General features: G+C 41.7%; 12 protein-coding genes and 1 other RNA gene. 4 read left to right on the top strand and 9 right to left on the bottom strand.

Annotated elements, in window-relative coordinates; all coding sequences use genetic code 11:
• The first annotated feature begins 131 nt into the window (after positions 1-131).
• A complete protein-coding gene (locus LA313_RS10050; protein WP_228914566.1) occupies positions 132-1184 on the top strand; it encodes a hypothetical protein in 1053 nt (350 codons plus the stop codon).
• Between the two features lie 86 nt (positions 1185-1270).
• On the opposite strand, the gene LA313_RS10045 is transcribed toward LA313_RS10050, so the two are convergent.
• The 4 genes from LA313_RS10045 to LA313_RS10030 are packed head-to-tail and all read right to left on the bottom strand — an operon-like array spanning position 1271 to position 6756.
• On the bottom strand, positions 1271-2734 hold the full coding sequence (locus tag LA313_RS10045) for a lipopolysaccharide biosynthesis protein (protein WP_228914565.1): 1464 nt from the start codon (positions 2732-2734) through the stop codon (positions 1271-1273).
• On the bottom strand, positions 2734-4017 hold the full coding sequence (locus tag LA313_RS10040) for a glycosyltransferase family 4 protein (RefSeq protein WP_228914564.1): 1284 nt from the start codon (positions 4015-4017) through the stop codon (positions 2734-2736). The genes LA313_RS10045 and LA313_RS10040 overlap by 1 nt, the downstream gene beginning before the upstream one ends.
• Positions 4018-4038: 21 nt before the next feature.
• Positions 4039-6456: a YfhO family protein gene (locus LA313_RS10035; RefSeq protein WP_228914563.1), complete on the bottom strand. Its 2418-nt coding sequence runs from the start codon at positions 6454-6456 to the stop codon at positions 4039-4041.
• Between the two features lie 24 nt (positions 6457-6480).
• On the bottom strand, positions 6481-6756 hold the full coding sequence (locus LA313_RS10030; protein WP_228914562.1) for a DUF4834 family protein: 276 nt from the start codon (positions 6754-6756) through the stop codon (positions 6481-6483).
• Positions 6757-6861: 105 nt separating this feature from the next.
• Between LA313_RS10030 and LA313_RS10025 the strand changes: the two genes are divergently transcribed.
• The 3 genes from LA313_RS10025 to pncA are packed head-to-tail and all read left to right on the top strand — an operon-like array spanning position 6862 to position 9805.
• A complete protein-coding gene (locus LA313_RS10025) occupies positions 6862-7758 on the top strand; it encodes a transporter (RefSeq protein WP_228914561.1) in 897 nt (298 codons plus the stop codon).
• A gap of 32 nt (positions 7759-7790) precedes the next feature.
• Positions 7791-9203, top strand: a complete 1413-nt coding sequence (locus LA313_RS10020; RefSeq protein ID WP_228914560.1) for a nicotinate phosphoribosyltransferase — start codon at positions 7791-7793, stop codon at positions 9201-9203.
• Positions 9200-9805: a bifunctional nicotinamidase/pyrazinamidase gene (gene pncA, locus LA313_RS10015; protein WP_228914559.1), complete on the top strand. Its 606-nt coding sequence runs from the start codon at positions 9200-9202 to the stop codon at positions 9803-9805. The genes LA313_RS10020 and pncA overlap by 4 nt, the downstream gene beginning before the upstream one ends.
• A 105-nt stretch (positions 9806-9910) precedes the next feature.
• Here pncA and LA313_RS10010 read toward each other — a convergent pair whose 3' ends face one another.
• From LA313_RS10010 to LA313_RS09990, 5 genes are all read right to left on the bottom strand, one after another.
• Positions 9911-10339, bottom strand: a complete 429-nt coding sequence (locus LA313_RS10010) for a hypothetical protein (RefSeq protein ID WP_228914558.1) — start codon at positions 10337-10339, stop codon at positions 9911-9913.
• Between the two features lie 100 nt (positions 10340-10439).
• Positions 10440-12011, bottom strand: coding sequence for a ribonuclease Y (rny, locus tag LA313_RS10005; RefSeq protein ID WP_228914557.1), 1572 nt, complete (start codon positions 12009-12011; stop codon positions 10440-10442).
• A 50-nt stretch (positions 12012-12061) separates the two neighbouring features.
• Positions 12062-12168: non-coding RNA, 6S RNA (gene ssrS / locus LA313_RS10000), on the bottom strand.
• Positions 12169-12227: 59 nt separating this feature from the next.
• Entirely contained in the window at positions 12228-12518 is a 291-nt protein-coding gene (locus LA313_RS09995) for a cell division protein ZapA (protein WP_228914556.1), read from the bottom strand.
• 13 nt (positions 12519-12531) lie between these two features.
• Positions 12532-12822, bottom strand: coding sequence for a hypothetical protein (locus tag LA313_RS09990; RefSeq protein ID WP_228914555.1), 291 nt, complete (start codon positions 12820-12822; stop codon positions 12532-12534).
• Positions 12823-12878 lie beyond the last annotated feature (56 nt).

The raw sequence follows: 12878 nt of genomic DNA, 5'->3' as shown, positions 1-12878 counted from the left end.
TTGGTTGGTTAGTTTGGAAACCCCGTATAGCTTAATGCTCACGGGGTTTTCTAATTTTTGGCACGTAGTTTGAATGTAATTAAATGTACTGGCAAAACGGTACAATAGTTTAATCTCTAAATCCCCCTATTATGAAAAATTTTTACCTCTTATTGACTTTGCTGGTGGTTGGATTTTCTACCAAAGCTGCTCCTTCAGCCGGGGAGAACTTTGAGCGTCGAGGTTATGAAGATGCTTTTATTTTTGTGGAAAGAGGGGTTGAATTTGCCGTTTTTCCTGACGGCCAGTTTGATTTCTTTTTTAATTCCCGAAAAAACTTCAACCGTATCCCGCCTCATGTTAATTATAGCTTTAATTCCGGTTACAACTACGGTCCCTTCGTACAGTATGATGATTTTGGAGCCGTGATACAAATTGAGAATGTCCCGGTTTATTATGACTACTATGGAAGGATCATTCAGGCTGGACGTGTTCAAATTAGATATAATGCCTTTGGAATGGTGAACAGGATTGGAAATATGTTTGTTAACTATAATCCTTATCGCCAGTTCACCCATACTTCAGGGTATATCAATAGCAGGAATGTGCATTATGTTTATCGCCCATGGCACGATTACTACATGAGACCCAATTCCCACTTTGCAGTAGTTTACAATGAACCATACCGCCTGTACTATGAACCGAACAGGATGAGGTACAATTCATATAAAAAGTATTATCACAATAACTATTATAACAACAACTCATTTCAAAAGAGCTATTATAGACCCGGAGAGAAAGTTACTTCTTACCAAAGAGGAAGAAGAGTGGAAGACCAAAGGGATATTAGAACCCATAACCCGGCACCACGGGCAGCAGCTTCAACTTCTCAGTTTAGAGAAGAAAGAAAGGTACGAAGCACCACAACTGTTCCTCAAAAAGCAGAAGTTGGAAACAGAAATTCAAGAGTGGAAACTCCTGCAGTACAGCAACGGGTTGTTCGTCAAAGTAGAGCCGCAAATGTTCCTGCTCAAAGCAGCGCACAGCAAAAAAGCAGAAGCTCTTCTGTTAACGCTACTCCCGCAAGACAGGTACAGGCACAAAGCAGAACACAGCGATCTGCGACTGTAAACTCTGCACCAGTACAAGTACAGGAATCTACTTCCTCGACAAGAGGAACAAGAAGTTCCAGAGGAGGAAATTAAAATTTAATTTTGGTTGGTTAGTTGGTTGATCCCCGGTTGCAATTGCGCCGGGGATCTTTTTTTTTTAAAACGCCTTTGATTTATATTTACCGCTTCAGGAACCTGAAACTTTGATTGATGATCTTATTTATTTCCGGAGAAAGCTTCAGCATATAAATTACCAGGACGTAAAGAAGAGCGATAATTCCCGACTTCAAAACTATATTCACCACAGGATGCCACGGGAAGTTCCAGAAGTAAAATCCAAAGGAGAATAATAGAATGAGAAGAAGGCTATATGCGGTTTCCTTTGTAAAAGGATGAATACGGAATTTCTTCAGCACCATCACCAGTTTAACGGTATTATAGCATGCAAAGGCAAGAAAGGTAGCCAGCGCAGCTCCCAGAAGCTCAAAAATAGGAATCAGGACAATATTCAGTACAAACGCAAGGATGGCAAGAAAAACGCCTATCGCCAGTACCAGCCGGTAGTAATCTGAATTAAAAAGTATACTGTTATTATTCCCCAGCAAATTATCATAGAGTTTCACGCAACTAATCAGGATCACGATCGAATAACTAATTTGATATTCTGCGGGTATTAGAGCGTAAAGCTGGGAAATGTTGGTGATAATCAACAAAAAAATGAGTCCGCTAATAATTAACAGGTTCAGGGAACTCTTTTCATAAAGGTCCAGAAGCCCTTTTTTGTCCCTTTTGTTAAGCAAAGAAGCCGTCATGGGATAAGTGATTTGGTGCATTGCTCTTGAAGGCACAGCGATCACAGAAGAAATATAAACCGCAATCCCGTACACCGCCACCATTTCTATGGGAAGGAATCTTTCTATCATCACCTTATCCAGGTCAAGCAACACCATGGCCACCGATCCCGCTATGAGGATCAAAGCCGAATATTTCAGAATAAAAGATTTGTTACGCGGAAAAGAAAAACTAAGCTTCGGAAAATATAAGCTGAAGGCATAAAACATCATGAATATTAGCCGCAGAATAAAAACAACGCCAACCGCATAAATGAAATTCTCAATGGAAATGTAACTGAAGTAAACTGCCAGCAACAGCAGGGAGATACAAACCCGGTGGAACACCTCTTTCATGAAATTCCCGAAAACACTTTTATAATACACCTTTGCCCAGGCAAAAAAGATCTCGAAATATGAAGTGGCCAGAGCAATAACAAAAATGAGCCAGATGTAAGGCTTTACCAGCCCGTCCCCTTCAGAAAAGTAATTAAGCAGCAAGCCATAGGAAAAATAACCAATAAAACCGAGAATGAGCGAGATCCCCAGCGGTAAAAGCAGGATGACGCTCAGCAGCTTATCCTTCTCCTCCTCAGAATCATAGGAGCTGTAAAACTTCACGAGGGTGTTGTGCACCCCAAAAGCCATAAGGGGCCAGATAAGATTTGCGGCCGATAGCAGGAAACCTACCAGTCCGTAATACTCAGGCGTGAGGAAATTTGTGTAGAGGAACAGCGTGTTGATCGCTCCTATCCCAAATCCCACATAAGTGGTGGTAAGGTTTTTGGCCGACTGGCTAATGATGATCCCCATTAAAGCTGCTTTATTTGATTTGCCAGCTTCTTCGCCAGGGCCCGCCTGCTGTATTGTTGAAGCCCAATTGGAAAAGATCTCAATTCCCTTTTTTTGAATAGCTCATACTTTTCCTGAAGAAAGGCTTTAATTTGCCCTTTTTGAGAGTAAAGAAAATACGACCCCGTATTAGTTTCCTGAATGATCTTTTGAATATCGGCTTTCTCCGGTCCCACTGCAAGAATTGGTCGCTCGCTTACCATATATTCAAATAATTTCCCAGGAATAATTCCCCTTGTTTCTTCACTGTCGATCTCGATCAACAGGAGCAGCTGCGCACTCCTTTGCAATTGCAAGGCTTCCAAATGAGAAACATAATTCTTTAAAACGAGCCAATCCTTTAAACCGGCTTTCTTAATACTCTCCAGTACCGGCTCTCCCACTGCTCCAACCAATTTAAGCTGAAAAACCCTGGCAAAATCTTCATTTTCGCAAATTAATTCTGAAAGTGCCTGCCACAGGTTTTCCGGATTTCTTCCCGAAAGCAACGACCCAATATGAGAGAGGCTGAATTTTTTATCCATAGGAAGTTTGTCCACCTGCTCTGTATCGTAACCATTAGTGATCACTTCAATTGGTCGATCTGTTTTTGACGCAAATTCCTCCCGGGTGGTAAAACTGGTGGTGATTATTTTTTCTGCTGTTTGCAGCACCATTTTTTCCAGCTCTTCATGTTTTTTTCGGGACCTGGAAAGGAGCTTTAATTTGCTGTGGTAGCCAATTTGTGTCCATGGGTCCCTAAAATCGGCTATCCACTTCACTCCTGTCTCCTTTTTTAGCTGTAAACCGATAAGGTGCATACTGTGAGGAGGTCCGGTGGTAATAATAGTATCGATCTCATGCTCCTTCAGGTATTCTGAAAGATATTTTACTGAAGGTTTGATCCAGAACTTACGGGCATCGGGAATAAAAAAGTTGCCCCGGATGAACAGCATCAACTTTTGAAGGAATCCCTGCTTTTGTTCCTTCGGAATAATTCCGGAGCTGATAGTTTCAGTATCTTTTTTGGATAATAAACCTGCAAAAGCATAGGGTTCAACAATGCCCTTTTTAAGCACCTTTAATCCTGAAGGTATTTCAGCTTCAAGAGAAGCATCTTTTAGAGGGTAATGAGGATTTTTTGGAGCATACACTATGGGGTCAATCCCATTTTCGGGAAGATATTTCACAAATTTGAGCCATCGCTGTACACCCGGGCCACCGGCCGGGGGCCAGTAATAAGTAACTATAAGTACTTTTTTCATAGCCCTGCTTAAAATGACAAATTATCTTCGTCTTATGCCCCAAACGATACCGCCAACCAGTAAAAGACCCAGCAGTATTGAACTTGCAAGTGCAATTGAACTTCCGGTTTTCACTACCTGTGGTTCAAATCTAAAGGTGATCTCGTGTTGACCAGCCGGTACCATCATTGCCCGTAACACATAATTCACCCTAAAATGCGGGACTTCCTCCCCATTAATATAAGCCTGCCACCCATGCTGATAATATATTTCTGAAAAAACAGCCATTCCTCCATTTTCAGAAGAAGATCTGTATACCAGTTCATTGGGTTGATAAAATACCAGTTCAATTTGAGCTGTAGTGTCTGCTGCAAACTGCTTTTTTGGAAGTTGGTCTGCAAATTTATTGTCTACTACGGCAACTTTTTTGGTATTGATCCCTTCCAGTGCCTTTATTGCTTCGTTTGCATTTTCCACCAGTTTCACCTCCTGTATAAACCAGGCATTTCCATTTGTTTCAGGATTTTCCTGCGCTACCGGTCCTTCTTCAGTTGGAACAATAAAATATTTAGTGTTCAGCATATTGAGCACCTGCAGGTTGTTCTGCGATAAGTAAAAATCATAAAGCTCCTGCATCCTGCCCGGTTTGGCAGCGTGATAACCTCCTACCGAATTATGGAAAAATGAGGTTCGGGCGGTATTGAAAGGGCTTCCGCTTAGATCAAATACGCGGTAATGAGCATCATCTTTCATGATCTCCCTGTCTGCCCCTGTAGCCTGAAAAGGCTGATTCACTACGCTCGAAAGCACAAAATCTTCACTGTCAACATACCTTTTACCAACGCCAACAAGGTCGAAAAGAATGAGAGCACCAAGTGCCAAAAAGGCGATATTCCGGGTAAATTTTTGTTTTAAGTAAAACCAAAGAACTGCAGCAGTAAGCAGCACCAGAATCAAGGACCTAAAAGTATCGGCAGTAAAGACAGCTCTCCTGTCTTCCTTCAATGCCCGCACAAACTCAGGTCCCAGCTGCTGAATTAAAACTCCGTCACTGGCACCTGTAAAGCTGAACAACATTCCTTTAAACAACAGGAATAACAGCGCAATGCCGCCGGTAATTATTGTGGCCCATTTAAGGGCGTAAATTTTTCTATCATTACTTTCTTCCCTAAAGAACAATCTCGACAGACCCGCAATTGCAAGTATCGGAATACACAATTCAAGTAGTACCTGAATGGAAGACACTGCTCTAAACTTGTTGTAAAGAGGCACATAGTTTATGAAGAAATCTGTAAGAATTCCAAAGTTCTTTCCCCATGAAAGCAGCAGGGCAAGTAGAGAACCACCAACTATCCACCACTTTAGTTTTCCTCTCACAAGAAAAAGTGCAAAAACAAAAAGGAAAAGAACTGTTGCTCCAATATAGGCCGGCGCTCCAACAAAGGGTTGATCTCCCCAGTAAGTAGGCGCTGCTTCAGCAAATTGCGCAGCCTGCACAGGATTAGCGCCCAACTGCAACAATTGATTATAAATGGCTGAATCTGTTCCTACATTCTCTGCACTGGAACCGCCCATAAATCTTGGAATGAAAAGATTAAAACTTTCCAGAACACCATAGCTGTATTCGGTAATATAATTATAGTCAAGACCTTCAGTTTTTTCCGCAGTACCATCAGGAGTGATTGTGAGCCCTGTGTCGCCCCTGGTACTAAAATCGGCATATTCCTGGGTGGCCATTAAATTGGTTGCATTGGCGCCAATAGCGAGGAGTACTGCGACCACCATAATTCCGATGGCTTTAAAAAACTGTGGTAATTCCTTTTTCTTGAAGGCATTGATGAGATAGACAATCCCAATGACAATAACCAGCAGGAGCAGGTAAAAGGTCATTTGAAAGTGATTTGCACTTATCTCCAGCGCCATTCCAAAGGCGAGCAATAAAAATCCGGGAATATATTTTCGCCTGAAGCACAGGAGTATTCCCCCAATTACCCATGGCATATAAGCTATTGCGTGAGCTTTGGCATTATGCCCCACTCCCAGAATAATGATGAGATAAGTTGAAAAACCAAACGCCAGGGCTCCCAGGAATGCTAATCTGTAATCTATTTTTAGGACCAGGAATAGAATATACATTCCAATAAAATACAGGAAAAGATAGTCGGCCGGCCGTGGCAGAAATCGCAGGGTCCTGTCCAGTTCCTTTACGTAATTGTGCGGGTAATTAGCGCCTAACTGGTAAGTAGGCATTCCTCCAAAGGCAGCATCTGTCCAGTAAGGCTCCTCCCCTGTCTCTGCTCTAAATTCGTTTTGTTGCCGCGCCATCCCAATATACTGCGCAATGTCACTTTGAAATATCTCCTTCCCCTGAAGTACAGGATAAAAATATGCTAACGAAATAGCGATAAACCCGAGAACAACTAAAATATGAGGAAGAACTTTCTTAAAGGAAAAATTCATAGGAAGAGGATTTTGGAGCGGAAATTAGTCAATTTCTTCATAATCGATGTACTCTCCCACGTCATTGTTTGATCTTGGAGTTTTCTTGGGCTTGCCTTCAATATTCACTTCTCCTTCCCGGGGCTGTTGGGTCCTGGGATCGGATTGGTTAAACCGCTGCTCAAATTTCCTTCCTATCTTCTTCAACATCCATCGTAAAAGGAGAGGACCCAGCCAGCGCATTATAATTTTTAATCCAAAGTATATAAGCAGGACAATAAGAACTACTCTTAATACCTGGGATAATGAAGCTTCGTGCATTCCAAAAATTTTGGTAAAATTACCATTCTGCTCAAAGAAAACCATTGCTGCAGCCGAAAAAAATGATAAAATCTCTATATTTGATCGTAACCAAACAGCCCGAATATGAGAATCTACGCTACTTTTTTTATTCTTTTTCTCTCCGGAAGTTTTTTAGCCACAGCACAATATACAGAAACGATCAACTCCAACCGTCCCGGAAATTCCCAGGGGGCCTTTGCTGTAGGACCTAATGTCCTACAACTGGAAGCCGGGGGGAAGTTTGGTAACGATGATCACGAATTGATGCAAACTGAAACTGAACTTTGGGGAGTAGATTATGCTCTAAGATTCGGATTGTTCTTTGAAGAACTGGAAATCAACCTTATGGGATCTTTTCTGGACCAAACCACCAGCTACATAGTAGGAGCAGAAACTCAAAATTATGGAATAAGCAATTTTGATTCCAATGCCATTGGGGTAAAATACCTTATTTACGATCCCCACAAAAATGCAAAAGAAAAAAAACCAAACCTTTACAGCTGGAAAGCAAATCAACGTTTTGACTGGAGTATTTTTATTCCTGCAGTAGCTGTTTATGGAGGAGCAAATTTCTCCTTTGGGGACAACCCCTACCTGTACGAGGGGCAGGGAAAATTCTCACCTCGTGCAGCGGTGATCACCCAAAACAACTGGGGACCCTGGGTTTTAGTCCTAAACGTCATTGGTGACCAAATTGGAGAAGAATTTCCAACCTATTCGGGTATTGCCACCCTTACACATTCCTTTTCCAAAAAATTCGCCATGTTTGGAGAGTTCCAAACCATCATAAGTGACATTTACAGTGATGAAATTGCCCGCGGAGGTCTCGCTTATCTTTTTCATAAAAATTTCCAGGCAGATATTTCAGGACTTATCAATTTCAAAGATACTCCCTCCCGTTGGCAGGTAGCCGGCGGACTTTCCTATAGGTTTGACTGGCATAAACAGGACCAGTACCTGGAAGCCCAGGAAGAATTATAGAAAGCATACACATAAAAACAAAGAACGGTAGAATGATAGATATTAGCGGTACTTACACAGACCAGTATCAGCTCACCATGGGACAGGTGTATTTTAGTAAAGGTGAAGCTGAAAAGACTGCAGTTTTTGACTACTTCTTCAGGAAACTACCGTTTAATGGTGGTTTTGCAATATTTGCAGGTCTTGAAACCCTACTGGATCTACTGGAAAATTTTAAATTTTCAGATAAGGATCTCGAATACTTAAGTACCCAGGATTTTTCCAAAGATTACCTGGATTACCTGAAGGATTTCCGCTTTCGCGGAAAGATCTACAGCATGAGGGAAGGAGACGTGGTTTTTCCGGGAGCACCGGTGCTTAAGGTGGAAGCAAATATCATTGAAGCACAGATCATAGAAACTCTACTGCTGAATATTCTAAACTTTCAAACTCTCATTGCCACAAAAGCATCGAGAATGGCCATCCAGGCAAAAGGCAGAACCTTAATTGATTTTGGCCTTAGAAGGGCACAGGGGTTTGGTGGCTATCATGCCAGCAGGGCAGCTGTAATTGGAGGATTTGAAGCTACGAGTAATACCCGGGCAGGTAGGGATTTTAATTTCCCGGTTTCAGGGACCATGGCCCATTCCTTTATTCAAAGCTATGAACATGAACTGGATGCCTTCAGAGATTTTGCAGAAACCCATCCCAAAAACACCATTTTACTTGTCGACACCTATGACACCTTAAAAAGTGGACTTCCCAACGCCATCCAGGTGGGCAAGGAAATGGAAAGCCGCGGCCATAAACTAAAGGGAATCCGTCTTGACAGCGGTGACCTCGCTTACCTGGCCCGGAAATCAAGAGAAATGCTGGACAAAGCAGGACTCGATTACGTGAAAATTTCTGCTTCCAATCAACTGGACGAACATGTGATCAAAAGCTTACTGGACCAGGAAGCTCCTATTGACATTTTTGGCGTGGGAACCAGCCTGGTGACAGGAAAACCTGATGCCGCGCTGGACGGGGTCTATAAATTGTCATTTTTCAAAGATAAACCCAGAATAAAACTTTCGGAAACCATTTCAAAAGTGACCTTGCCACACCGAAAGCAGGTGCTCCGCCTGCTCGATGACTCCGGAAACTTCCTCGGAGGGGATGTGGTGTGCATAGCAGGCGAGAAAAATCCGGAGATGATGTACCATCCTTTTGATCCTTTAAAATTCAGGTTTATTGGAGATGTACAAAAAGAGGAACTTCTAAGCCTGGTAATGGAAGATCAAAAAAGATCCAATAAGAAGAGAAGCATTCAGGAAATTAAAGATTTCAGCAAAGAAAGACTGGCAAAACTTCCGCCCGAATATCACAGGTTCAATAACCCCCATATCTATAAAGTGGGAATTAGTGAAAAACTCAGAGATGAACGAAATGATTTAATTGAGGAACATAAAAATAAAAGATCATGAAAACGTTAATCATTGTTGATGCACAAATAGATTTTATGCCGGGAGGTGCGCTCGAAGTGAAAGGCGGAGACAGGATCATTCCCGTAATCAATGAGATACTACCCCATTTTGAGCTAGTTGTGGCAACCCAGGACTGGCACCCGGCGAATCACAAAAGTTTTGCGGTAAACCACTCCGGGAAAAATGTATTTGAAGTCATAGAACTTAACGGCCTGGAACAGAAACTCTGGCCCCCGCATTGTGTGCAGGGAACAAAGGGAGCAGATTTTCATCCCGCCCTGGAAACAAAGCCTGTAGAAGCCATTTTTAGAAAGGGAATGGATCCCGAAATAGATAGCTATAGTGGATTATATGACAATGGGTACAAGAAAAGCACAGGCCTTAGCGGTTACCTTGAACAAAAAGGGGCGAGCGATCTTTACTTCTGTGGCCTTGCTGCAGATATATGTGTCTATTTCTCCCTCCTGGATGCCCTTAAGGAAGGTTTTAATGCCACTTTGATTGAAGACGCAGCCGTTCCCCTTCTCCCGAAGGAATTCGAGAGCATTCGAAAGGACATCATTAAGAAAGGCGGAAAAATTATTAATTCCAAGGACCTTTAAAAAAAGGCATTTTTAAAACCTTATCAAAACAACACACGAGTAGATTAGTCAAACCAGGAAGTCTCTCTCGGGCTAAATTATAACCAATAACCCATTACTGCCTTACTACCTTCTGTGCCACCTGCGGGTAAACCACCATACTGCTGCCTGAAGAAAAGCGGTTAGCACTACTGAAGAAATTATATGCTGCAATGCCTGTAACACCCCAAAAGAGTAATTATCCCTAAATTTATTGGGTAAATCATATTCTATCACCAACTCCTGGCTCATATATCCAAGAAAGGCAAAAGCTACGACCAGAAAGGCATAGGTGAAAAAGAAAAAGAAGTTCTTCTGCCTAGTCCACTTGAAATAAACAGAAGCCGAAACCAGTACAAGCCAGCTCACCCAGATACTTATTTGGTAGTGTAATAGCGAATCAAGCGCTTCCTGAAGCTCAGCACCATTGAGATCTCCAACGACTTTAAACAGGCTAAAAATGGGGTAAAGCAGTACTGCCAGAAAGAGGAATCTCAGAACATTTTTTTTTCGCATGGTAGACGGTTCGTAGTATTAATTTACGAAAACTAATTGGTCCAAATAAAAAACTCCCGTTTCTTTTGAGAAACGGGAGCTAATCTTTTTATGTTCTCAATTACTTGGCGATGTTTACCGCTCGTGTTTCCCTTATCACCGTGATCTTCACTTGCCCCGGATAGGTCATATCTGTCTGTATCTTTTGAGAGATTTCAAAGGAAAGATTTGCTGCTTTTTCATCGCTCACTTTTTCACTTTCCACGATCACCCTTAATTCTCTACCTGCCTGGATAGCGTATGCTTTTTTCACACCTCCAAATCCAAAGGCGATGTCTTCCAGATCTTTTAATCGTTGAATGTAAGAATCAAGAACCTGTCTTCTTGCACCCGGCCTTGCACCACTAATGGCGTCACAAACCTGTACAATAGGAGAAAGTAAAGAAGTCATTTCTATCTCGTCATGGTGAGCTCCAATGGCATTACAAACTTCAGGTTTTTCACCGAACTTCTCGGCCCATTGCATTCCCAGGATTGCGTGAGGAACTTCAGTCTCAGAATCCGGCACTTTTCCGATATCATGCAATAACCCGGCTCTTTTAGCTAGTTTAGCATTCAGTCCTAACTCGGCAGCCATTACGCCACAAAGCTTGGCAACTTCTCTTGAGTGTTGCAGAAGGTTTTGCCCATAAGAGGAACGGTATTTCATTCGACCTACGATCCGGATCAATTCGGGATGTAATCCATGGATCCCAAGATCAATTACTGTACGTTTTCCAACTTCAATGATCTCTTCTTCGATTTGTTTAGTAGTTTTCTTTACTACCTCCTCAATACGTGCAGGGTGGATCCTTCCGTCAGTTACCAGTTTATGAAGAGATAGACGTGCTACCTCTCTTCTTACTGAATCAAAACATGATAGAATAATAGCTTCAGGAGTATCATCTACGATGATCTCTACTCCGGTGGCAGCTTCAATGGCACGAATGTTTCTTCCTTCCCTACCAATAATTCGCCCTTTTACATCGTCACTCTCCAGGTTGAAAACCGAAACGCAGTTATCTATAGCTTCTTCGGTTCCTATGCGTTGTATGGTATTTACGATGATCTTTTTAGCTTCCTGCTGGGCTGTTAGTTTGGCCTCTTCAATGGTATCCTGCACCAGTGCCATGGCATCGGCCTTGGCAGTATCTTTTAATGATTCAATAAGTTGTGCTTTCGCATCTTCGGCAGAGAGACCGGAGATCACTTCAAGCTGCTGAACTTTGCTGTTGTGAAGTTTATCAACATCTTCCTGTTTCTTTTCTAGAACTTCACTGCTGTGATTATAATCTGCGATCTTTTCTTCGAGATCCTTATTCAGGTTTTTATTTTTTGCAAGTTCGCTGGAAACCTGAGATTCTTTATCCCTTACCCTCTTCTCGGCATCTGCGATCTTCTTATCGCGGGAAAGGATCACTTTTTCATGTTCAGACTTAAGTTCAATAAATTTTTCTTTAGCCTGCAGGATCTTGTCTTTTTTAATTCCTTCGGCTTCCTGTTTAGCCTCTTTTAAAATTCCCGAGGCCGACTTCTTTGCTCTTTGAATGATCCTGGATGCATTTTTCTTTTCGAGATATTTTGCTATCCCAAAACCAATTGCAAGTCCAAGGACAAGTGAAATAATAATAATCGCTATAGCTAGTGTATCCATTAGTTAGTTTTTATGTAAAAAAAAAGCCTGTACTAGTTGTCGATTTGTATAAACTCTTTAAATCACGTTTAGGGCTAACAAGCTGATCAAGGATCCGCTCAAAGGCGGCTTGCTTTTACAACTTAAACTCACCCTTTTTAAAGAATTGGTGTTGAGTTTATCAAAATAAATTAACTAATACAGGCAGTAACCTTTATATTATAATTCAAAGAACAGTTAAACCAAATGCTTGTCGAGCAAATCATTAAGCGCTTTCAATTTATCTTCAGCTAAGACTACATCGCTGCTGGTGTCAATTGATTTTTGCTCAGTTTGGGCAGCAAATTGTAAAGCACACATTGCCAGTACATCCTGCTTATCCCTAACGGCATAACTTTGCTCAAATTGCTTAATCATAAATTCAATCTTTTTGGCAGCCTTACGTAAACCCTCTTCCTGTTCAGGAAGAATGGTCATGGGATAAACCCTGTCTGCAATTGATATCTTTATTTTAAGCTGGTTTGACATTTTTTTTATTCTTCTATTCAGAGAGGTGAACAATACATTGATCAATTTCCCTGATCAAGCTATTTATTTTAAGCTTGGTTTCTTTTTTATAATCATTACTGCCAAGCAACGCATTGGCGGCTTTGAGCGTTTGGACCCGATTATTAGAGGCTTCCAGGCTTTCCTGTAATTCCTGTTTTTCGGACCTAAGAGTAGTTAATTCCTCCTGAAGGTTTTGTTGTCTCTGCTCCAGTTTTTTATAATTCTGAAGCAACTTCTCAATCTTACCTTCAAGATTGTCAACTATTTCTGTTAAATCACTCATCAAAGCTAAACCTGCTGCTTACCCTCACAAAGTTAATATACCTGCCGATATATCCC

The sequence above is a fragment of the Salinimicrobium sediminilitoris genome (assembly GCF_020866905.1).
Classification (GTDB): Bacteria; Bacteroidota; Bacteroidia; order Flavobacteriales; family Flavobacteriaceae; genus Salinimicrobium; species Salinimicrobium sediminilitoris.
Note: the sequence above shows the minus strand (reverse complement) of the source record. Positions and strands in the feature narration are given on the sequence as shown.

Coding starts and splice junctions, on each gene's coding strand:
- LA313_RS10050 (WP_228914566.1), top strand. CDS start 132: ATGAAAAATTTTTACCTCTTATTGACTTTGCTGGTGGTTGGATTTTCT.
- LA313_RS10045 (WP_228914565.1), bottom strand. CDS start 2,734: ATGGGGATCATCATTAGCCAGTCGGCCAAAAACCTTACCACCACTTAT.
- LA313_RS10040 (WP_228914564.1), bottom strand. CDS start 4,017: ATGAAAAAAGTACTTATAGTTACTTATTACTGGCCCCCGGCCGGTGGC.
- LA313_RS10035 (WP_228914563.1), bottom strand. CDS start 6,456: ATGAATTTTTCCTTTAAGAAAGTTCTTCCTCATATTTTAGTTGTTCTC.
- LA313_RS10030 (WP_228914562.1), bottom strand. CDS start 6,756: ATGCACGAAGCTTCATTATCCCAGGTATTAAGAGTAGTTCTTATTGTC.
- LA313_RS10025 (WP_228914561.1), top strand. CDS start 6,862: ATGAGAATCTACGCTACTTTTTTTATTCTTTTTCTCTCCGGAAGTTTT.
- LA313_RS10020 (WP_228914560.1), top strand. CDS start 7,791: ATGATAGATATTAGCGGTACTTACACAGACCAGTATCAGCTCACCATG.
- pncA (WP_228914559.1), top strand. CDS start 9,200: ATGAAAACGTTAATCATTGTTGATGCACAAATAGATTTTATGCCGGGA.
- LA313_RS10010 (WP_228914558.1), bottom strand. CDS start 10,339: ATGCGAAAAAAAAATGTTCTGAGATTCCTCTTTCTGGCAGTACTGCTT.
- rny (WP_228914557.1), bottom strand. CDS start 12,011: ATGGATACACTAGCTATAGCGATTATTATTATTTCACTTGTCCTTGGA.
- LA313_RS09995 (WP_228914556.1), bottom strand. CDS start 12,518: ATGTCAAACCAGCTTAAAATAAAGATATCAATTGCAGACAGGGTTTAT.
- LA313_RS09990 (WP_228914555.1), bottom strand. CDS start 12,822: ATGAGTGATTTAACAGAAATAGTTGACAATCTTGAAGGTAAGATTGAG.